Source organism: Yersinia ruckeri ATCC 29473 (assembly GCF_000754815.1).
In the GTDB taxonomy this organism is placed as follows: Bacteria; Pseudomonadota; Gammaproteobacteria; order Enterobacterales; family Enterobacteriaceae; genus Yersinia; species Yersinia ruckeri.
Map to the genome: position 1 here is coordinate 1,958,612 of NZ_KN150747.1, position 20,247 is coordinate 1,978,858.

The following is a 20,247-nucleotide window of genomic DNA, read 5'->3' on the forward strand; positions in this document are numbered from 1 at the left end:
TTAGTCCATAAGTTTTACCCTGTAAAGTCAGGGGGTAGGAAAGGATTTTTAGCTGGGATAAGGCAATCTTTATGCATTTTTTACCTATAATTTCATCGTACTATTTAAAAAACTCATTTTTTGATAAAAATCTGATATAATCCGCCTTAATGGTGCACTGCAGTTTGTGCCAATCCCTCGTGGTAAAGCCTCATTTAATACCTCGTCTGATCATCTTCCCTTGAAACTGCACCTGACTGAATTGTCAGGATGGGGAAGATCTGGAGTTTCTCGTAATATGTCATTTGATTCCCTCGGCTTAAACGCCGATATCCTGCGTGCAATTGAAGAGCAGGGCTACCTTGTGCCGACGCCAATTCAGCGTCAGGCGATCCCTGTAGTACTGCAAGGCCGTGATTTAATGGCCAGTGCTCAAACCGGTACTGGTAAAACCGCAGGTTTTACCTTGCCGCTGTTGCAAATACTCAACGAAAACGCGCAACCAATCAAAGGCCGTCGCCCTGTACGTGCCCTGATTTTGACGCCAACGCGTGAACTGGCGGCACAAATCGGCGAAAACGTCGAACAGTACAGCAAGTATCTTAAATTACGTTCGCTGGTGGTCTTCGGTGGTGTGAGTATCAATCCGCAGATGATGAAGTTGCGCGGAGGTGTCGATATTTTGGTCGCGACTCCGGGCCGTTTACTGGATCTGGAACATCAGAACGCGGTAGATTTATCCAAAATTGAAATTCTGGTGCTGGATGAAGCCGATCGCATGTTGGATATGGGCTTTATTCATGATATTCGTCGAGTGTTGGCCAAATTGCCTGCCAAACGCCAGAATCTGTTGTTCTCTGCGACTTTCTCAGATGAAATCAAAGGATTGGCTAGTAAGCTGCTGAATAATCCAGCATCAGTCGAAGTTGCACGCCGCAACACCGCTTCTGAGCAAATTACCCAAAGTGTTCACTTCGTGGATAAAAACCGCAAACGTGAATTACTGTCCCAGATGATTGGCAGCCAGAATTGGCAGCAGGTATTGGTATTTACTCGGACTAAGCACGGCGCTAACCATCTGGCAGAACAATTGAATAAAGACGGTATCACTGCCGCCGCTATTCACGGTAACAAAAGCCAAGGTGCTCGTACTCGTGCGTTGGCTGATTTTAAAGACGGCAAAATCCGCGTGCTGGTAGCCACAGATATTGCTGCTCGTGGGCTGGATATCGATCAGTTGCCACATGTGGTCAACTATGAATTGCCTAACGTGCCGGAAGATTACGTTCACCGTATCGGTCGTACTGGCCGTGCAGAACGCACTGGCGAAGCGATTTCTCTGGTTTGTATCGATGAGCACAAATTACTGCGTGATATCGAACGCTTGTTGAAACGTGAAATTCCGCGTTTCGCTATCGAAGGCTATGAGCCAGATCCAAGCATCAAAGCGGATCCGATCCAAAACGGGCGTCAAGGCCGTGGCGCATCTCGTCCAGGTATGGGGCGTGGCAGCGCAACCCGCTCATCAGGCAGTGCAGGTACCGGTACTGGTCGTGGTGATAGCCGTGGCAATAGCAGCAAACCTCGTAGCCAGGGTGATGGCCAGCGCCGTTCAGCGCCACCGTCATCTCGCCCACGTAGCCGTAAACCGGGCGAATAAATTGTCAGTATTCACTGGAAACCGCCTTTAGGTATAAGGGCGGTTTTTTTTCGACTAAAATTCGGCATTTTCGGGTTTAATGCGCGGTATTGCTTGTCTTGTTCCAAGGTTCGCTCGTATTATTGCCGATCTTTTTTCGAGTTATCTTGATACAGATAATCACGATCATCATTAGCTGGTAGGTAACAGGGTCATGCGGGTACTTTTGGCACCGATGGAAGGGGTTCTGGATTCACTGGTTCGCGAATTACTTAGCGAAGTAAATGATTATGACCTTTGTATCACCGAATTTTTACGCGTGGTTGATCAACTGCTACCGGCTAAATCCTTTTATCGCCTGTGTCCTGAATTACACCATCAAAGCCGGACCCAATCTGGTACCTTGGTTCGTATCCAACTATTGGGTCAGTACCCAGAATGGTTAGCGGAAAATGCGGCTCGTGCCGTTGCGTTGGGCTCCTACGGGGTCGATCTTAACTGTGGTTGTCCATCAAAACTGGTGAATGGCAGTGGTGGCGGTGCCACCCTGCTGAAAGATCCTGAACTGATTTATCAGGGTGCCAAAGCCATGCGTGAAGCCGTGCCTGCGCATTTACCCGTAACCGTTAAAATCCGACTGGGTTGGGATAATGATTCTCGCCAGTTTGAAATTGCCGATGCGGTACAGCAAGCGGGGGCGACTGAACTTGCGGTTCACGGGCGTACTAAAGAAGATGGCTATAAAGCAGAACTTATTAACTGGGCGGCCATTGGCGAGATACGTCAGCGTTTGACTATTCCGGTGATCGCTAACGGCGAAATCTGGGACTACCAAAGTGCGCAGGAATGTCTGAAAGTGACAGGCTGCGATGCAGTTATGTTAGGCCGTGGCGCACTGAATGTTCCCAATCTGAGTCGGGTTGTGAAGTATAACGAACCGCGTATGCCGTGGCCGGAAGTGGTAAAACTGCTGCAAAAATATGTGCAATTGGAAAAGCAAGGCGACACGGGCTTGTATCATGTGGCCCGCATTAAACAGTGGTTGGGTTATTTACGTAAAGAATATACTGAAGCGACAGCGTTATTTAGTGAAGTCCGCGCATTAAAAACGTCAAAGGATATTGCACAGATTATCTGCCGCTAATTTTTCGCGGGTAGCGGTAGCTTATGCCAAACAGGATTGTAGTGGATCAGTCATGACTGCGCCAATGCCTTAAATATGTACCAAGCAGCCTCTTGCCATCAGTGTGGCAACAATTTCGGGTAACCGGGAAAAGTTGTTCCAACGTAAATCCAGCCGTTTTAACTGGTTTAATTCAGCGAAGCTATCGGGCAGCGCTGATAGTTGATTGGCGCGTAAATCTAGCGTTTGCAAGTTCTTCAATTCACCAAAGTTATCGGGTAACTGTGACAACTGGTTGAAGCGGAAATTAACATCCGTTAATTGTGCTAACCGGCAAAACTCATCAGGTAATTGACGTAAACAGTTATCTGAAATATCCAAAACTCGTAATTTGGTTAATGAGGCAATGCCTTTGTCAATCGATTCGATGTTATTCTTCATCAAATGCAGCTCCTGCATTTGCTGTAAGCGTCCGATAGATTGAGGAAGAATAGTAATAGCATTGTTATACAGGCGAAGTTCTTCAAGGGTGGAGAGGGAAAAAATAGCCTCGGGGATATCTTCCAACTGATTGTCTGTCACATTTAGGTAGACTAAATGCCGCAAGGCAGACAATGTCTCTGGCAAAGATTTCAACTTATTATTGCTCAGATACAAATATTCCAAATGGGTCAGATCGCCTAATTCAGCGGGTATAGAATCAATCTGATTGTGTCCCAAATCCAGCATCCGCAAAGCGGATAATTCAGCGATATCGACGGGTATAGCTGGAATATTATTACATGATATATTCAAAACCTGTAATGCTTTTAACGTACAAATCTGAAGTGGAAATGAATTTAAGTTATTATTATATAGACTAATTTCACGTAATCCCCCCCTCGCCGCGAGGCTTTCAGGAACGGAATTTAATCCTTTACCATCCATATTAAGCACCTGTTTGCTTTCAACAACGCCGTCGGTTTTTTCCTGTGGGTGTTGATGTAATAGCATAGTATTTTACCTTTCCAATTAAAGATGATACGCCATCTTAGTTAATTTCTTTCACCATGGGAAATTGATGCTGGAATTATCCTTTAACCAGATCTATCTTTATATTGGGTTTGATAAGTATTAATTAATGGATGATAAAGATTGACATCTGGTTATTACGGAACCAGTTACGCTACTCAACCAGATAAAACCTGAGAGAGGTCATGCTTAATCTTTGTAACAATCATTTAGATAATGTCTGGTGCGCAGTTTATAGTGGTAATTTATACTGCGATAGATTCTATTTCCGTCACTTACGACGATTCACTTAAGTCAGCGAACATGCATGCGAAAATCCGTTATTCATTATTAACTTTGGTTGTTTTATCAGCAACGGCGCTGGCTGTACCTCCGGTATTGGCTACAACAAATGTTGTTGTAAAACAACAGGTAGCACCGTTAGAATTGGCCTCTGGTAGCGCGATGGTGGTTGATTTAAAAACCAATAAAGTCCTTTACAGTAATAATCCCGATCATGTGGTGCCTATTGCCTCCATTACTAAATTGATGACAGCAATGGTAACCTTGGATGCTAAGTTGCCGCTAGATGAGGTGATTTCTGTTGATATTCATCAAACCAAAGAATTAAAAGGCGTGTTTTCTCGGGTTAAAGTCAACAGCGAAATAAATCGCAAGGATATGTTATTACTGGCTTTAATGTCATCAGAAAACCGCGCTGCGGCCAGCTTAGCCCATCATTATCCTGGTGGCTATAGTGCATTTATTACTGCTATGAATGTGAAAGCCAAATCTTTGGGCATGACGCATACCCACTTTGTAGAACCTACTGGGTTATCAATCAATAACGTTTCGACGGCGCGCGATCTCAGTAAGCTCCTGTTAGCGACAAAGCAATATCCGCTAATTGGACAATTAAGTACCTCAACGGAAAAAATGGCTACATTCCGTAACCCAAGTTATACCTTGCCTTTCCGTAATACCAATCATCTGGTTTATAATGATAAGTGGAATATTCAACTGACCAAAACGGGTTTTACCAATCAGGCTGGCCATTGTTTAGTGATGCGAACCGTGATTAATAATCGTCCGGTTGCTCTGGTTGTATTAGATGCATTTGGCAAATATACCCATTTTGCTGATGCAAACCGGCTACGTAGCTGGATGGAAACCGGTAAAGCCGCACCGATCCCTGGGGCGGCAAAAAGTTATCGTCAGCAGAAAGATTCTCAAGCTCGTTTGGCTCTGGTATCCGAGTAAGTCGGTATTGAGTTAAAGGAAGATGCAGGCGTGTAATGGCTTAAAGTGAATTCGCGGTGAGATGCCGCGAATTCAGCCAGAGTTTAAAAGATCAGTTTGAAAACACTGCTGATGGTCAGCCAGCCGCTTCTGCCACTCATCGCCACTGCCGATATTTAAGCATTAACTGAGTCATCAACGGATTCTTATTTATTGCTGCCAATGTTTACATTTGGACGTTTTACCCACGCCTGGATTAAAGCTATTGGTTGGGTCTATTGCCTGATAAAACTCTTTCAATTCAGGCTTAGCTAAATAGAGGTGACCGACGTTATGTTCAGCTGGATATTCAGCGCCTTTTTCATTTAGGATTTCCAACATTTTCTCTTTAATTTCCTGCGTATTATGGCCTTTTTTAATAATATAATCTTGATGAAAAACATGGCACATAAAATGGCCATAATAGAGTTTCGCCAACAAGCAGTGATCAATTTCTTCTGGTAAGGTTTCGAACCATTGGTCATCATTACGACGCAGTGCAATATCCAAAGCCAGAATATCTTCAACTTTATTGCAGTGAACTGCCTGATAACGTATCGCTGCCCCAGCGGCAGCAAAACGATGTAAAAAGGCCTTTTTCCCCTCATCAGCTGTACAGACTAAATAATTACCTGCAGCAGTAGCGAAAAAACGACGTAAATGCTCGTTAGCTTCTGCAATGCCTGCGCCGGACATTTTTAGCATTAAATGATGTTCATATTTATCACGATAACTTTTTAAACGTTTAGGCAAATGGCTAGGCAGAATATGGCTTAAGCCCTGCATAATTCGGTCGGTGAGATTATTGATTAGAAAAGGAACTTTATTTAGTCGGGCATCAAGCTTTCCCTTAATAGTAAAAAAGGTCGGCATTTTATCGGTACCCATGGTATTGATCATCATAAAGGTATCTTTGCCGTACACTTCGGCAATATCAAAAACGTCCCGGTGCATATATTCACCCGCCACCGGTAACTGTTTAAAATCGCGTAGAATTGTACGACGTAAATCAGTGAGTACGCGAGTATCGTTAGTGCCAATATAAAAAACCTGCTGTTGGGATTCCGCAGGGAATGTATCTAAACGCACGGCAAAAATGGCCAGTTTCCCGGCGCAGCCAGAGGCTTCAAATAAACGTCGTTTATCGGCATTGAATCGGGATGGTGTGCAGGCATCAATATCTCGAACTCGGTTGGCATAATCATGATCCGATGCTTTTTGCTCACCATAACCAATATCTTCTGGATCGTAATCCCCGAGGCTTAAACGCAATAAAATATCCTCCGGCGTATGGCCTAAATGGATCCCTAGGTGATTGACCAACTGTAGTTCCCCACGCGCATTTATTTGTGCAAATAAGGCCATTTCGGTATAGGCGGGGCCACGTTGAATTAACGAACCGCCGGAATTATTGCACACACCACCGACGATGGACGCCCCGATGCAGGAGGAACCTATCACCGAATGCGGTTCACGGTTATAGGGCTTTAAACGCTTTTCCAGATTGTTCAGGGTACTGCCGGGGAAAGCAATAACCTGTTTACCCTCACTGAGAATTTGTATTTGATCCAGACGCAGCGTATTGATAATAACGATTTGTCGATCATAATTATTGCCACTGGGCGTCGAGCCTTCCGTCAACCCGGTATTGGCTGCCTGCATAATAATAATCACATTGGCCGCAACACAGGCTTGCAGTATTTGCCATTGCTGAATTAACGTTGAGGGAAAAACCACGGCCAGTGCGGCACCCTGGCCAGAGCGAAAACCGGTTCGATAGCGTTCCGTTTGACGGGCATCGGTAAGAAGATAACGCTTGCCGACAATATTCTTTAGCTGTCGTAATAATTCTTGATTAGTATCAACGTCTACCTGATTCATTTTTCTCACCGAGAGTGCGAACATCCTGTTTAAATACGAAAATAAATCTGAATGGATTATTTACCGAACGAAATATTTTGTGTTGCCTTGAAGTAAACATGAGGTGGCAGGTTATTTCCTGGAAGCTGGGGTGACTCTGTGACCAGTTTCACACACTTATCTGTATGGGAAGTCGATCACTTACAGTATTAAGGATATTCCAGACTTTTTCTCCTGAATATATATAATCTTCGATACCCCACTGTTGGGGCGTGATGCTATATCATCAGATAATTAATTGACGTTTTCGGATACTTTCTATGAGTGAGCATTTTGTTGGGCAATATGAGGTCGAATTAAAATATCGGGTTAACAATGCAGATAATTTACTCGCAAGGCTTGCGGCATGTAATGCTGAGATTTTCACCTTTGAAAATCATGAAAAAGATTGTTATTTGGAAGTGAGCGATGACCATCTGGCACAGCAGAATATCAGCATGATATTGCGAGAAATGAATCCCTCTGGGATACGATTATGGATTATCAAAGGACCGGAAGCCGATCGTTGCGAAGCCAGTAGAGTCGAGGATCTGGCTAAAGTGCAGAGTATGCTCTCTACTCTTGGCTATCAACCGGCATTTGCCATTGAAAAAATACGTAGTATCTATTTTCTGGATAAATTCCACATTACGTTCGACCGGCTGACTTCACTAGGAAATTTTGCTGAAATAGCGGTCATGACAGATAATCTCAACGAATTAGCAAAGTTAAAACAAGAGGGTACACTTTTTGCCGCCCGTTTAGGACTGACACCCGAAGCCGTAGAACCGCGTTCTTACCGCCAGTTACTGGGTTATTAATCGTTAGACAAATTTGGCTCCAACGCTAATAACCGGTGAATGACACTCACCGGCCCAAAGTGGCTTATTTTTTCAATAAGGATTTCAGATTGGCAAAAGGATTATGAGTTGCGACGCCCTGATCTTTTTGCGCGTCATCTCCTGCAATAACGGTTGATCCATATTGGTCTGCTTCGGTGTACTTGGAATGCTCATGATCGTGGCAGAACAGACACAACATTTCCCAATTACTGCCATCTTCTGGATTGTTGTCATGGTCGTGATCAATATGGTGAACGGTTAACTCACGCAGATTCGAATAAACAAACTCTCTGGAACATTTACCACAAACCCAAGGGAACAGTTTCAGTGCTTTCTCCCGGTAGCCGCTTTCCAACCGAGAGTAATTTTTAGGTATATAAGCCATTAGAACCTTCAATTCCGTCGCATGATATCTGAGCTTATTTTAACGCGAAAGCCGGTGTGTCACCACGATTAAGATAGTCATGATCAGAATACCGTTGCTGACCTGCTGAAAATTGTGCTGGATGTCGGGTAAGGCTGGGAATGGTGTGAGTCAGCTAAAAATAATCTGATTAGCCGTATTTTGAGACTTTTGCTGATGATTTAAAGAGATAAGTCGTTTTACACTAACAAGATAATTAGGCTAATTTTATCTGAAGAATGGCATAACCAACCCGTGCCTGATAGATATTCCTTGCCGATAAAGTTGAGGCGATATGAAAGAATCTGAAATGCTGGCTGAAGTCAGTAATGAAAACCAGACCTTGATGGCGGTCGTTCAGCAAGATCAGCGGGTCGTTTATTTCTATATTTATCCCCTTGAGTCAACGGAAGATCGCTTCCCTGTGCGTGCCTGTTGGGTGAGAAATCTGACGGCAGCGCCACCATCCGATGATAGTGCCGCTGTGGCTCAAGGCGTTGCCCCGTGTTTGGCCGCAGAGTATTGCCGTAATATTGCCGGTGAAGCGGCGTTAGATGCCCAGTTTATTAACATCGTTTGGTCGGAAAGTGATGATGGTGCAGCCCTTTGGTATCAGGGGCAATTACTGGCTGTGATTCCCGGCTGGAGTTTATATATTGATCATTCGGTGTGCTATTCCGCGGGTTGCATCAAAGAAAATCCTCTGACATTACCGCTGGGTTCGGCCTCAACCAATACGCAATATGCTCTGGCTGAGCGCACCCGCTTATTTTGGCGTGCGTGGCAACAGGAAGAAGGAAACCCTTGGCCAGCAATACAGACCGAATATGTCCGCCGTTATGAACAACACTTTGGGCCATCACTAAAATATTACGCGATCGATCAAGGCACATGGCCTCCGATGGCAATATCCCAACATGAGAAAGACGGGATTTATTATTTTCTGACTCTTGGTGTCAGTATTCGCCCTCAGCCCTGGGTAGATATCTTGTTCAATGATGATGCCGGGCAATATAGACGTATAGAGATGGCATTGGCTGTCGATAGCCACTATGTCAATGAAGATAATGCAGTGAGAATGGCCAGTGCCTTGGCTGGTTTTGCCTCGGTTCCTTGGAGTAAAATAAGCTGGTTAGGGGAAGGGCATACATTGGAGTCTGACGTTGCGCCTCAGGGGTATGAAGGCTATGTATTATCCGCTCATCTTTATCCTGATGCCGATAGTTTGACACTGCCATTACAGCAAGACGATCCGGTTAATATTTATTGGGTCAGCCCGATATTTACCAGCGAGCGAGAGTTTGCTCATAGCACACCGAGCGGTGGCTTGGATTTACTGGCTAAAATGCGTCAGAGGCAGATAAATCATATTTTCACGCCGCGTGAACCGGTTATTTAACTGGCTGGTAGTCGTATTTTTCCTGAATAAATTTTTTATTTTTATTCGGGAAATTCGTTGTGTGATTTGCAGATTATCCTGATTGGGTCTTAACTTAATATTGTAGTTTATGCAGTAAGAGGCTAATGGCCAGTCAGCTAATGACTTATAGTCTGTCTGGTTTTTTCATTTTTGGAGGACGCTATGGGCATTCTATCCTGGATTATTTTTGGTCTTATTGCCGGTATTTTGGCTAAATGGATTATGCCGGGTAATGACGGCGGCGGTTTCTTTATGACTATCATCCTCGGCGTTGTGGGTGCCTTGGTTGGGGGATATATCAGCACCTTTTTCGGCATGGGGAAAGTAGACGGTTTCAACATTGGCAGTTTTATCGTTGCCGTTATTGGTGCATTGGTTGTGCTGTTTATTTATCGAAAAGTCCGCAGTTAATTCAATTCGAAAATCTATCTTCTTTCAAGAAAGGTGGCAAAGTCATGTCACCTTTCTCTCATAAAACCATCATTTCTCTGTCATAAAAATAACCGTTAATGGCTCGAAGGATAACTTGTAACCTGAGAGACATTTTATGGGTCAGGCATTACGTAAGTATACAGCGGATTCCCCTGAATCATTGCCGGAAACCAAAAAGAAAGTGCTTGTGGTTAAAGGCTTGGTCAAGGCTTACACCTCCCAGCAAAAAGTATTGGATGATATTAACTTTGAACTTCATGCTGGCGAGTTTGTTGCCATTATTGGTCGCTCTGGGGCGGGGAAATCCACGTTACTCCATGTATTGAATGGCACTATTTCGTCAAGTGCCGGGGAGATCCTCAACTACCAGGAAAATGGTGAAACACAAAATATCGCAGCCCTTACAACCAAGCAAATGCGTCAGTGGCGGGCGAAATGTGGCATGATTTTCCAGGATTTCTGTTTGGTTCCTCGGCTAGATGTGATTACCAATGTGCTATTGGGGCGTTTAAGTCACACCTCAACATTCAAATCCTTTTTTAAAATTTTCTCCGAACGGGATCGCGCCAGAGCTATAGAGTTATTGCAATGGTTAAATATGTTACCCCATGCCCTACAGCGGGCAGAAAATCTGTCTGGCGGTCAAATGCAGCGAGTAGCAATTTGCCGCGCCATGATGCAAAACCCTAAAATCTTATTAGCCGATGAACCCGTTGCTTCCCTCGATCCTAAAAACACCACACGAATAATGAATACACTACAAAAAATCAGTGCAAATGATATTGCGGTGGTAGTGAATTTGCATTCTGTAGCATTGGTTAAAGATTATTGTACGCGGGTGATTGGTATTGCTCAGGGGAAAATTGTATTTGACGGACATCCAAATCAACTCAGTGACAGTATTATTCAAGATATTTATAGCGACGAATCGATAGACCTCTTACATTAATTTCCATTAACCCTTTACACACATAGGTTATTTTAATGAAAAAAGTACTGAGTGTTACTTCGTTAGTAGCAGGTGTAATGATGGTATTTAACGCCACTGCGGCAGATACACCAAAAGAAATCAATTTAGGTATTCTTGGCGGGCAAAATGCGACGCAGCAAATTGGCGATAATATGTGTGTGAAGGAGTTTTTAGATAAAGAATTAAATGTAAAAACCAATTTGCATAATGCATCAGATTATTCGGGTGTTATTCAGGGATTGTTGGGCGGAAAAATTGATATGGTGCTGAGTATGTCACCATCATCCTTTGCGTCGGTCTATATAAAAGACCCCAAAGCTGTCGATCTAGTCGGCATTGTGGTCGATGACACTGATCAATCTCGTGGTTATCACTCGGTAGTGGTGGTGAAGGCTGACAGTCCGTATCAGAAAATTGAAGATCTGAAAGGGAAAGCTTTTGGTTTTGCCGATCCAGACTCTACTTCAGGCTTCCTGATTCCGAACCAAAGTTTTAAACAGAAACTGGGTGGCACGGCAGATAATAAATATAACGATTTCTTTTCTAGCGTGACTTTTTCCGGTGGTCATGAGCAAGACATTCTCGGTGTCATTAATGGCCAGTTTGCAGGAGCAGTAACCTGGGCCTCAATGATTGGTGATTACAATACCGGTTACACCAGTGGTGCCTTTACCCGAATGATTCGCATGGATCACCCAGATTTAATGAAGCAAATTCGAATCATCTGGCAATCACCATTAATTCCCAACGGCCCTATTTTGGTTCGCAGTGCCTTACCAACAGAATTTAAAGCACAGTTGGTTGCGGCAATCAAAAAGCTGGATAAAGAGGATCATGCCTGTTTTATCAAAGCGGTGGGCGGTAAACAACATATTGAAGAGACTTCTCTGAACGAATATCAGACCGTAATAAACCTGAAACGCGACCTAACCAAAGGCGACCGTTAAGTCGGTTGATGTGATGAACAGGATAGCTTTGGAACGCCATTTCTAGAGCTATCGCTTTTTAGGCGGTAAGTTATTTTGAATACTGATTTTAGCCATTATTATCAACAGATTCGCAATAAACAAAAACGTGAAACATTGCTATGGTCATTAACGCTGGTCGTTTTTTATTTAGGCGCGGGCCGTGTTGCTGAATTTAATCTCCATACTGTATGGGTGTCTTTCCCTCATTTTTTCGACTATCTGGCGGAAACTATTCCGGTTCTACATTGGCAGAATCTGTTTGCTGATGGATATACGGAAGGTTCATTAGCCTATTGGGGTTATCGTTTGCATATCCAATTGCCACTGATCTGGGAAACATTACAGTTAGCAATGGCTGCGACTATTCTCTCGGTAATTGTGGCCTGTATATTGGCTTTTTTCGCAGCGAATAATACGCATAGCCCGGTTGCACTTAGATTGGTCATTCGAACCTTTGTGGCCTTTTTACGCACCATGCCGGAATTGGCTTGGGCGGTCATGTTTGTTATGGCTTTCGGTATCGGTGCTATACCTGGTTTTCTTGCACTGGCACTACATACTATCGGTAGCCTGACAAAATTATTCTATGAATCTATTGAAACGGCATCCAATAAACCGGTTCGAGGTTTAACGGCCTGTGGTGCCAGTCAATTACAACGTATGCGCTTCGGTATTTGGCCGCAAGTGAAGCCGATATTCCTGTCTTATAGTTTTATGCGTTTGGAGATTAACTTTCGCCAATCGACTATTTTGGGTTTGGTTGGCGCTGGTGGAATAGGGCAGGAGTTAATGACGTCAATTAAACTGGATCGTTATGATCAGGTCAGTATGACGTTATTGCTAATTATCACCGTGGTTTCACTTTTAGATTATACCTCGGGGAAATTACGCAAACGGGTTGTGGAGGGCATTGCCTAATGTTAATGAATACACTTTCACCTGCTGATGTGACATTATTAAAGCAACAACATCCAGCGCTATTTTCCCTACAGCGCCGTTATATTGGTCTGATAGCCACTGTTGGTATCGTTATCGTGCTTTACTATCTGTTATTTTTTAAATATTTTGGTATCGACTGGCCTGCATTTATTCACGGAAGCCAACAAATTGGCCGTTATTTTTTACGTATGTTTGTCTGGCATGATTTTATTAACTGGCCATTTAAATATTACTTTGGCCAAATTTTTATTACCTTGGCGATCGTTTTTGCCGGTACCCTAACCGCAACCTTAATTGCATTGCCACTTTCATTTCTTGCCGCCAGAAATGTAATGGATACGCCGTTATTACGGGCTATCTCTTTCGTGGTTCGCCGTTTCCTCGATATATTCCGTGGTATCGATATGGCAATTTGGGGGCTGATATTTGTTCGAGCGGTTGGGATGGGGCCTTTGGCTGGGGTATTGGCAATATTTATGCAGGACATGGGGTTACTGGGGAAACTGTATGCCGAAGGTCATGAGGCAGTAGATAAATCGCCAAGCCGTGGTTTAACAGCGATGGGTGCCAATCCACTACAAAAATATCGCTTCGGTATTTTCACGCAGTCTTTTCCAACTATTTTAGCTTTAAGCCTATATCAGATTGAATCCAATACCCGTTCCGCCGCGGTATTAGGCTTTGTCGGAGCCGGAGGAATTGGTCTGGTGTATGCTGAGAATATGCGGTTGTGGAACTGGGATGTGGTGATGTTTATCACGTTAATTATGGTGGTGATTGTGATGATTATGGATAAGATTTCGTCCCTGCTGCGTAATAAATATATTATTGGCGAAGAGATAGCACTGTATAAGTCAACTACAGGCGAGATTGGTGTGATAAACAGTGATAAATAGCTAAGATTTATTACCAGATTAACCTGGTCAGGATAAATATATTCCTGACTGGGTTGGCGGTTTTTTTTAAAGATATGCTGAGTACGATTTTTATCTGAATTACGTCTCATGATTTTAATTGGGTTTTATTATTTCAAATTAACTTTTATTTCTATTTTTATATTAAATTAAATTTACATTGAGAAAGTCAACGTAAATCTATATAATACTGCCCGCCAGACGTTAAAGAAGTGATTCTGTTATTCTTGCGACATTCGCACACGTCTATTAAATTAATTTAAAATAGGGCAGTAATATGATCAACAACGATGTGCTCCGCAGTGTTCGCTATGTGCTTAATGTTAACGATGCAAAAATTGTAGAAATCATTAAGTTAACGGATTTCGAAGTGAACAGTACGGATATCGTTAATTTTCTTAAAAAAGAAGATGAAGATGGCTACCAGAATTGTCCTGATGAGGTGATGGCTCATTTTCTTAATGGCCTGATCTTCTTTAAACGCGGTAAAGACGACAAGTTCCCCGCGCCTTCTATTGAAGCCCGTATTACTAACAATATTGTACTGAAAAAGCTGCGTGTAGCCTTTGAGCTAAAAGATACTGACATGCACGATATCTTTACGTCTGTTGATTTCCCTGTATCCAAACCTGAATTGAATGCATTATTCCGTAAGGATGACAGCAAAAACTTCCGCCCTTGTGGCGATCAGGTATTGCGTTATTTCCTGAAAGGTCTGACGCTGCGCGTACGTGGCCCGAAAAAATAATTTTATTTTTCGGTTAGTTAGGTTAGTCACAGTAGTTATCCGGCGAGTCGCCTCCTTTGTTGGGTATGGCAAATAAATGCGGGAAAAGAGAAGCGTGGCACTATTGTCACGCTTGTCAACAAGCAGGAGTATTTTCTTAGATTAATTATATTATTTAATTAGTGGTAATTCGATTTTATAATATTTCAAATAATCAATCCTAATATCAAAAATATTTTCTTCAAAATCGTAAAAATATAAGATGGCATCAATTTTTGTTATTTTATTTGTTTTGAGATGCACGACTTGTTTGCAGCTATATTATCGTGCACCTACGGTGTTATTTAACCAAGGTTGCAATCGGTAAACTATCAGAGGCTCCCCATTCCGCCCAAGAGCCATCGTACAGCGCCACCGAGCGGGCTTTCACCGCATGTAAACCTAAAGCCAGCACGGCGGCTGTCACGCCGGAGCCACAGCTGACAATAATCGGTTTATTCAGGTCAACGCCTTTTGATTGGAATATTTCACGTAAAGTATCCGATGATTTAAGTTGGCCTTTATCGATCATCTGCCCCCAGGGTATATTGATGCTTCCCGGAATATGACCCAATCTCAGACCGGGGCGTGGTTCAGGTTCATGGCCGGCAAAACGTGCAGCCGGACGTGCATCCAGAATCTGAGTCTCTGGATCGTCTATTGCTTTCAGTATTTCAGCGACATTTTTAACTGATGATCTTTTCAATGTTGCAGTAAACCATTGTGGACTGGGATTGGCTGGCCCACTTTCCAGCGGATAAACCGCTTGTTGCCATTGTTCGAATCCTCCTTCCAAAACCCTAACGTCGCGAGCGCCGAAAGTACGAAACATCCACCAACCGCGTGGTGCGGAAAACAGGTTGCCATCGTCATACAGTACAATTGTGTGCTGATCGTTGATCCCAAGTTTTCCGATTGCTTCGCTGAATGCTTCGGCGGTAGGTAGCATATGTGGCAAAAGGGTACTGTGGTCAGATATCGCATCAATATCCAAATAAACGGCTCTAGGGATATGCGCCAACTCAAACTCCTCGCGAATGTTTCGCAGCGGAGACTGTCCCGGAGGTTGTAGGCGGATGTCCAGAATAACCACTTGGTTATCGTTTAAATGTTCAGCCAGCCACTGCGGGCTAACCAGAAAGGAAGGATTCATAGTGAGTTATCTGTCCATAGGTTAAAGAAAACAGTGACTGAACACTATATATCGAAATTTGCTCAATGGGATTTTCTCTGGGTGTTATCTTTTTCTATTGCGCGCTGGCTCTGAGTTTTGTTCGATAGATAAACAATATTTTTTCGCGATATGTTTATATTTTAGCCATTAAACTTTTGCCGAACCACGCTGTGAGTGGCGTGAACTAAGGGCGATGCCAAGCAGTTGATCTCGCTTGAGATCACTGCGCTGCAGGAATGTTGGCTAAAAGACTATACTGAATAAAGGTATTTTTTCGTCATATATTCATCCCCCCACTTAGTCTGGTTAGTCAGACTAAGTGGCGACAAACCAGCAAAATTAATGGTTATTTATATTGAGGCGAATGGCGGTTGATTAGGGGGGGTAGTGTGGACTGGTTACTGGATTAAGATAAATAAAGTCAATATAGTTATTGATTTGTTAATAGTTATTGGGCCATAAATAACCCTGTAACTGATTAAATTCATTCGCTGACAAGAGGTAAATCGATGGCGCTACATCTTACCCGCGGCCCCATTTTTGCACTGGCCACCATCATGTTAAGTCTGGGTTCCGGTTTGGCTCATGCCGCTGATAGTGTGCGTGTCGGTTCGAAAATTGATACTGAAGGTTCGCTGTTGGGCAATATCATTGTGCAGGTTTTGGAAGCCAATAATATTAAAACGACCAATAAATCGCAGTTAGGGACGACTAAAGTCGTGCGAGCAGCGATGACTGCTGGTGAGATTGATATTTATCCAGAATATACCGGTAACGGGGCTTTTTTCTTCTCGGATGAGAAAGATCCGGCTTGGAAGAATGCTCAGGCTGGCTATAACAAAGTCAAAGCACTCGATTATGAAAAAAACAGGTTGGTATGGCTTGAAGCTGCGCCAGCCAATAACTCTTGGACTATTGCCATTCGTCAGGATTTAGCCAGCCAGAATAACCTCAAGACACTAGATGACTTAGGCCAATGGGTGCGTAGTGGGGGGAAATTCAAACTGGCGGCTTCTGCCGAGTTTATTGAGCGACCTGATGCCTTACCCGCTTTTGAGCAGGCCTACGGATTTAAGTTGAGCCAGGATCAACTGCTATCGTTGGCCGGGGGGGATACTGCAGTGACGATTAAAGCTGCAGCAGAGCAGACCTCGGGTGTTAATGCTGCCATGGCCTATGGTACGGATGGCCCGGTAGCGGCTCTGGGATTACAGACGTTAGCGGATCCAAAAGGGGTTCAACCTATCTATGCGCCAGCACCCATTATTCGCGAAGTCACGTTGAAGCAACATCCGACGATACCGGCCATACTCAATCCGGTTTTCGCTACACTTGACGGACCTACCTTACAGAAATTGAATGCGCGCATTGCCGTTGAAGGACAGGATGCGAAGAAAGTTGCGGCGAATTATCTAAAAGAAAAAGGGTTCATCAAAGGGTAATTCGTTTTGTGTAATACGGGCCGGTAAAGGATTCGGTATTTGCCTGTCATGGAGACCTTTTGTTTATGGTAGTAAAAAACCGCGTGTTGCTAACGTTGGTCATGTTGTTGATTTTGGCTGGCGGCGGACTCTCGTTTCTCAGCCATGCGCCGAACCGGTTGATTTCAGGGCAGGGTATAGCCTTGTTCTCTTTGCTGCATGGGGCAGTCTGGCTTTTACTGTTGCCAGTGATCCTTTTAGTCTTGCTTTCTTTTTTGCCGCCTAATCGCGTGAACTGTGGTTTGGTCGTGCTGTCCGCCGAGTTACTGTTATTTGGCTTAACCTGGCTGGCGGGATTCTCGGCGTTTCAACTTTCTGGGCCGGAAGACAGTCTGGTGCGGACTTCATTAGGTAGTGCTTTTTGGCTGATGGGGGGGCTGAGTTTCTTGATTGCCGCAGACAGCTTATCCCGCGCTATTGTCAGCCCAGTCTGGCGTATGTTGGCAAGCTTGCAAGTATTGTTGCCAATTATCGTGTTGTTGGTCGGTGGTCAACTGGATCAGCTCTCTCTGATGAAAGAATATGCTAATCGGCAGGATATTTTCGACGATGCCTTATGGCAGCATCTGGGGATTTTGCTGGCGACGATAATTCCTACCGTGCTGCTGGGAATTCCTCTTGGCTTACTGTGTTTTCGTTCCTATCGTTTACGTACCGCAATTTTTTCCTTTTTGAATATTATTCAAACGGTACCTTCTATCGCGCTGTTTGGTTTACTTATCGCGCCATTAGCCGGATTGGCCGCCGCGTGGCCGTGGCTGAGCACTCTGGGCATCAGTGGTATAGGTCTGGCTCCGGCGATTATTGCATTGGTTCTCTACGCCTTATTACCGCTGGTTCGTAGCGTCGTTGCTGGGCTAGAAAGCGTGCCCGATAGCGTGATGGAGTCAGCTCGAGGTATGGGGATGACACGCAGTCAACTTTTTTTTCGCGTGCAGATTCCGCTAGCTTTGCCACTGATCCTCTCGGGTATTCGTATTATTGCGGTGCAAACCGTTGGCCTGGCAGTCGTTGCTGCTTTAATTGGTGCTGGTGGGCTGGGGGCGATAGTGTTTCAGGGGTTACTCAGTAGCGCATTGGACCTGGTGCTGTTGGGGGTTATTCCCGTCATAGTGATGGCCATCGTTGTTGATTCACTGTTTAAATTTATAGTTACTTTTTTGGACGTGGCACGCCGATGATTCAGTTTTATCATGTTAGTAAATACTTCGCCGGTAAAGTGGCGGTGGATAATCTTTCTCTGCATATTGCCAAGGGGGAATTCACAGTACTGATTGGAACCTCAGGATCGGGTAAGTCCACTACGCTGAAAATGATTAACCGGCTGATTGAACATGATGAAGGGCAAATTCATTTCGCCGGTGAAGAAATCCAAAAGTTTAAAGCGGAGGATTTGCGACGGTGCATGGGTTACGCCATTCAGTCTATCGGCCTATTCCCACACTGGACGGTTGAACAGAACATTGCCACCGTACCGCAGTTGCTGAAATGGCCACGAGCTAAAATACAGCAACGGGTTAGCGAATTATTGACGTTGCTACACTTGGATCCAGAACAGTTTCTCCACCGTTATCCCCATCAACTTTCTGGTGGTCAGCAGCAGCGGGTTGGTGTGGCAAGAGCGCTGGCGGCCGATCCGGAAGTGTTGTTGATGGATGAGCCTTTTGGTGCTCTGGATCCGGTTACCCGCTCGGCATTGCAATTCGAAATCGCCCGAATCCATCAACTGTCTGGTCGTACTATTGTGTTAGTAACACATGATATTGATGAAGCTTTGAATCTAGCCGATCGCATCGTGCTGCTTGATCAGGGCAAAGTTATTCAGCAAGGTACGCCTTTTGAACTGTTAACCCAACCGGCTAATGACTTTGTACGAGATTTCTTTGGCCGTAGCGATGTAGGCATCAAGTTATTGGCGCTCGGGTGGGCCGAGCAGCGGATGCGTCGAGGGGAAACTGTTGCGGGGGAACCTATTCTGGCTTCAACCAGTCTACGGGAAGCATTATCGCTGTTTGTTTCGCGCAAGGCCGACAAGCTACAGGTGATCGACGATTTGGCTAAACCTCTTGGTGTACTCTATTTTTCCGATCTGATTGTCGAGGATGGAAAACCATGAAAAGGTTTAGCGAGGGTTGCATCTGGCGTCGGTTAACCGATCCGCTGAGCTGGGTGATATTGCTGTTAGTGGGGTTGGTGTTTGGTATGACATCGTTACACGGCCTGTTCGCCGTATGGTTTCCCGATCTCGATCGACCCGTGTATTTACAGGACAGTTTCTGGTCTTTAGTTGAGGCTCATGTACTACTCGTTCTGGTCTCCAGCGTTATTGCCATTATTTGCGGTGTGGCCACTGGGATTGCAGTCACTCGCCCAGCTGGCCGGGAATTTCGCTCGGTCGTCGAAACCGTTGTGGCTATCGGACAAACTTTTCCCCCTGTCGCGGTATTGGCTATCGCGGTGCCAGTTATGGGGTTTAGTGAAAAACCCGCGATTATCGCGTTGGTGTTGTACGGTTTATTGCCGATTTTGCAAGGGACGCTAACGGGGATCGAGTCTGTTTCGCAGTCAATTCGCGAAGTGGCACAGGGCGTTGGAATGAGCGCCAGGCAAATCCTCTGGCGTGTCGAGTTGCCACTGGCTGCACCGGTGATGGTGGCAGGAATTCGCACATCGGTAATTATTAATATTGGCACCGCAGCCATTGCCTCTACCGTTGGCACCAAAACGCTGGGCTCACCCATTATTATTGGACTCAGCGGTTTTAATACTGCCTATGTGATTCAGGGGGCGCTGGTGGTAGCGTTGTTGGCGATTATTACGGATATGTTGTTTGAGCGCTGGACGCGGCGACTTTCAGCCTGGCGTGACATACAGCAAGTTTCTACATCAGAATAATCATTATTATCTTTCACTATTCTTTCAGTGATATTAGAAAGCTCGGATCCCATGTGCGTCAACCAGATAGCTATATTTTATACTGAAATTCAATGTGCCTGGGTTAACAGGTGATGGCCGTTATTATGGTTTCAA

The 20,247-nt window shown here is 44.5% G+C and carries 19 protein-coding genes; 15 read left to right on the plus strand and 4 right to left on the minus strand.

Translation table 11 applies throughout. The annotated features are described in order from the left end of the window. The first annotated feature begins 277 nt into the window (after positions 1-277). Both rhlE and dusC read left to right on the plus strand, forming a co-directional pair. Positions 278-1,639, plus strand: coding sequence for an ATP-dependent RNA helicase RhlE (gene rhlE / locus DJ39_RS08740; protein WP_004717050.1), 1,362 nt, complete (start codon positions 278-280; stop codon positions 1,637-1,639). A gap of 193 nt (positions 1,640-1,832) precedes the next feature. Continuing rightward, complete coding sequence (gene dusC, locus DJ39_RS08745) at positions 1,833-2,762, plus strand: tRNA dihydrouridine(16) synthase DusC (RefSeq protein WP_004717051.1); 930 nt, start codon at positions 1,833-1,835, stop codon at positions 2,760-2,762. A gap of 69 nt (positions 2,763-2,831) precedes the next feature. On the opposite strand, the gene DJ39_RS08750 is transcribed toward dusC, so the two are convergent. Then, a complete protein-coding gene (locus tag DJ39_RS08750) occupies positions 2,832-3,734 on the minus strand; it encodes a leucine-rich repeat domain-containing protein (protein ID WP_004717053.1) in 903 nt (300 codons plus the stop codon). 321 nt (positions 3,735-4,055) lie between these two features. Between DJ39_RS08750 and pbpG the strand changes: the two genes are divergently transcribed. Then, entirely contained in the window at positions 4,056-4,991 is a 936-nt protein-coding gene (gene pbpG, locus DJ39_RS08755) for a D-alanyl-D-alanine endopeptidase (RefSeq protein ID WP_004717056.1), read from the plus strand. A gap of 189 nt (positions 4,992-5,180) precedes the next feature. Here pbpG and dld read toward each other — a convergent pair whose 3' ends face one another. Next, on the minus strand, positions 5,181-6,890 hold the full coding sequence (gene dld, locus DJ39_RS08760; RefSeq protein WP_004717060.1) for a D-lactate dehydrogenase: 1,710 nt from the start codon (positions 6,888-6,890) through the stop codon (positions 5,181-5,183). A 299-nt stretch (positions 6,891-7,189) separates the two neighbouring features. On the opposite strand from dld, the gene DJ39_RS08765 reads away from it, so the two are divergent. Beyond that, on the plus strand, positions 7,190-7,729 hold the full coding sequence (locus DJ39_RS08765; protein WP_004717062.1) for a class IV adenylate cyclase: 540 nt from the start codon (positions 7,190-7,192) through the stop codon (positions 7,727-7,729). Between the two features lie 64 nt (positions 7,730-7,793). Here DJ39_RS08765 and yajD read toward each other — a convergent pair whose 3' ends face one another. Further along, complete coding sequence (gene yajD / locus DJ39_RS08770) at positions 7,794-8,135, minus strand: HNH nuclease YajD (protein ID WP_004717063.1); 342 nt, start codon at positions 8,133-8,135, stop codon at positions 7,794-7,796. 313 nt (positions 8,136-8,448) lie between these two features. Here yajD and DJ39_RS08775 point away from each other — a divergent pair, with 313 nt between their 5' ends. The 7 genes from DJ39_RS08775 (at position 8,449) to DJ39_RS08805 (ending at position 14,544) form a co-directional block, all read left to right on the plus strand. Further along, entirely contained in the window at positions 8,449-9,552 is a 1,104-nt protein-coding gene (locus tag DJ39_RS08775) for a suppressor of fused domain protein (RefSeq protein WP_004717065.1), read from the plus strand. 183 nt (positions 9,553-9,735) lie between these two features. Next, positions 9,736-9,984 (plus strand): GlsB/YeaQ/YmgE family stress response membrane protein, encoded by a 249-nt coding sequence (locus tag DJ39_RS08780; protein WP_004717067.1) that lies wholly within the window; start codon positions 9,736-9,738, stop codon positions 9,982-9,984. Positions 9,985-10,120: 136 nt separating this feature from the next. After that, positions 10,121-10,954 (plus strand): phosphonate ABC transporter ATP-binding protein, encoded by an 834-nt coding sequence (phnC, locus tag DJ39_RS08785; protein ID WP_004717069.1) that lies wholly within the window; start codon positions 10,121-10,123, stop codon positions 10,952-10,954. Positions 10,955-10,989: 35 nt separating this feature from the next. After that, on the plus strand, positions 10,990-11,922 hold the full coding sequence (phnD, locus tag DJ39_RS08790; protein ID WP_004717070.1) for a phosphonate ABC transporter substrate-binding protein: 933 nt from the start codon (positions 10,990-10,992) through the stop codon (positions 11,920-11,922). A 75-nt stretch (positions 11,923-11,997) separates the two neighbouring features. Next, on the plus strand, positions 11,998-12,861 hold the full coding sequence (phnE, locus tag DJ39_RS08795; RefSeq protein WP_038251302.1) for a phosphonate ABC transporter, permease protein PhnE: 864 nt from the start codon (positions 11,998-12,000) through the stop codon (positions 12,859-12,861). Beyond that, complete coding sequence (gene phnE / locus DJ39_RS08800) at positions 12,861-13,778, plus strand: phosphonate ABC transporter, permease protein PhnE (RefSeq protein WP_004717073.1); 918 nt, start codon at positions 12,861-12,863, stop codon at positions 13,776-13,778. Before phnE (DJ39_RS08795) ends, phnE (DJ39_RS08800) begins: the two co-directional genes overlap by 1 nt. 295 nt (positions 13,779-14,073) lie before the next feature. After that, on the plus strand, positions 14,074-14,544 hold the full coding sequence (locus DJ39_RS08805) for a YehS family protein (RefSeq protein ID WP_004717076.1): 471 nt from the start codon (positions 14,074-14,076) through the stop codon (positions 14,542-14,544). Between the two features lie 319 nt (positions 14,545-14,863). Here the strand turns inward: DJ39_RS08805 and sseA are convergent, their stop codons facing one another. After that, the gene (gene sseA / locus DJ39_RS08810; RefSeq protein WP_004717081.1) at positions 14,864-15,715 is read right to left on the minus strand and encodes a 3-mercaptopyruvate sulfurtransferase; all 852 of its coding nucleotides are present in this window, start codon (positions 15,713-15,715) and stop codon (positions 14,864-14,866) included. Positions 15,716-16,245: 530 nt separating this feature from the next. Here sseA and osmF point away from each other — a divergent pair. From osmF to DJ39_RS08830, 4 genes are all read left to right on the plus strand, one after another. Continuing rightward, complete coding sequence (gene osmF / locus DJ39_RS08815) at positions 16,246-17,178, plus strand: glycine betaine ABC transporter substrate-binding protein OsmF (RefSeq protein WP_004717083.1); 933 nt, start codon at positions 16,246-16,248, stop codon at positions 17,176-17,178. A gap of 65 nt (positions 17,179-17,243) precedes the next feature. After that, positions 17,244-18,398 carry an ABC transporter permease gene (locus DJ39_RS08820; RefSeq protein ID WP_004717084.1) on the plus strand — a complete coding sequence of 385 codons (1,155 nt, stop codon included), beginning with the start codon at positions 17,244-17,246 and terminating at the stop codon, positions 18,396-18,398. Continuing rightward, complete coding sequence (locus DJ39_RS08825) at positions 18,395-19,333, plus strand: ABC transporter ATP-binding protein (RefSeq protein WP_038244380.1); 939 nt, start codon at positions 18,395-18,397, stop codon at positions 19,331-19,333. The genes DJ39_RS08820 and DJ39_RS08825 overlap by 4 nt, the downstream gene beginning before the upstream one ends. Beyond that, positions 19,330-20,112 (plus strand): ABC transporter permease, encoded by a 783-nt coding sequence (locus DJ39_RS08830; RefSeq protein ID WP_038244378.1) that lies wholly within the window; start codon positions 19,330-19,332, stop codon positions 20,110-20,112. Before DJ39_RS08825 ends, DJ39_RS08830 begins: the two co-directional genes overlap by 4 nt. Positions 20,113-20,247: the final 135 nt, after the last annotated feature.

What these genes read in the sequence shown, in the direction of transcription:
- rhlE (WP_004717050.1), top strand. Translation starts at nt 278, where the DNA reads ATGTCATTTGATTCCCTCGGCTTAAACGCCGATATCCTGCGTGCAATT.
- dusC (WP_004717051.1), top strand. Translation starts at nt 1,833, where the DNA reads ATGCGGGTACTTTTGGCACCGATGGAAGGGGTTCTGGATTCACTGGTT.
- DJ39_RS08750 (WP_004717053.1), bottom strand. Translation starts at nt 3,734, where the DNA reads ATGCTATTACATCAACACCCACAGGAAAAAACCGACGGCGTTGTTGAA.
- pbpG (WP_004717056.1), top strand. Translation starts at nt 4,056, where the DNA reads ATGCATGCGAAAATCCGTTATTCATTATTAACTTTGGTTGTTTTATCA.
- dld (WP_004717060.1), bottom strand. Translation starts at nt 6,890, where the DNA reads ATGAATCAGGTAGACGTTGATACTAATCAAGAATTATTACGACAGCTA.
- DJ39_RS08765 (WP_004717062.1), top strand. Translation starts at nt 7,190, where the DNA reads ATGAGTGAGCATTTTGTTGGGCAATATGAGGTCGAATTAAAATATCGG.
- yajD (WP_004717063.1), bottom strand. Translation starts at nt 8,135, where the DNA reads ATGGCTTATATACCTAAAAATTACTCTCGGTTGGAAAGCGGCTACCGG.
- DJ39_RS08775 (WP_004717065.1), top strand. Translation starts at nt 8,449, where the DNA reads ATGAAAGAATCTGAAATGCTGGCTGAAGTCAGTAATGAAAACCAGACC.
- DJ39_RS08780 (WP_004717067.1), top strand. Translation starts at nt 9,736, where the DNA reads ATGGGCATTCTATCCTGGATTATTTTTGGTCTTATTGCCGGTATTTTG.
- phnC (WP_004717069.1), top strand. Translation starts at nt 10,121, where the DNA reads ATGGGTCAGGCATTACGTAAGTATACAGCGGATTCCCCTGAATCATTG.
- phnD (WP_004717070.1), top strand. Translation starts at nt 10,990, where the DNA reads ATGAAAAAAGTACTGAGTGTTACTTCGTTAGTAGCAGGTGTAATGATG.
- phnE (WP_004717073.1), top strand. Translation starts at nt 12,861, where the DNA reads ATGTTAATGAATACACTTTCACCTGCTGATGTGACATTATTAAAGCAA.
- DJ39_RS08805 (WP_004717076.1), top strand. Translation starts at nt 14,074, where the DNA reads ATGATCAACAACGATGTGCTCCGCAGTGTTCGCTATGTGCTTAATGTT.
- sseA (WP_004717081.1), bottom strand. Translation starts at nt 15,715, where the DNA reads ATGAATCCTTCCTTTCTGGTTAGCCCGCAGTGGCTGGCTGAACATTTA.
- osmF (WP_004717083.1), top strand. Translation starts at nt 16,246, where the DNA reads ATGGCGCTACATCTTACCCGCGGCCCCATTTTTGCACTGGCCACCATC.
- DJ39_RS08820 (WP_004717084.1), top strand. Translation starts at nt 17,244, where the DNA reads ATGGTAGTAAAAAACCGCGTGTTGCTAACGTTGGTCATGTTGTTGATT.
- DJ39_RS08825 (WP_038244380.1), top strand. Translation starts at nt 18,395, where the DNA reads ATGATTCAGTTTTATCATGTTAGTAAATACTTCGCCGGTAAAGTGGCG.
- DJ39_RS08830 (WP_038244378.1), top strand. Translation starts at nt 19,330, where the DNA reads ATGAAAAGGTTTAGCGAGGGTTGCATCTGGCGTCGGTTAACCGATCCG.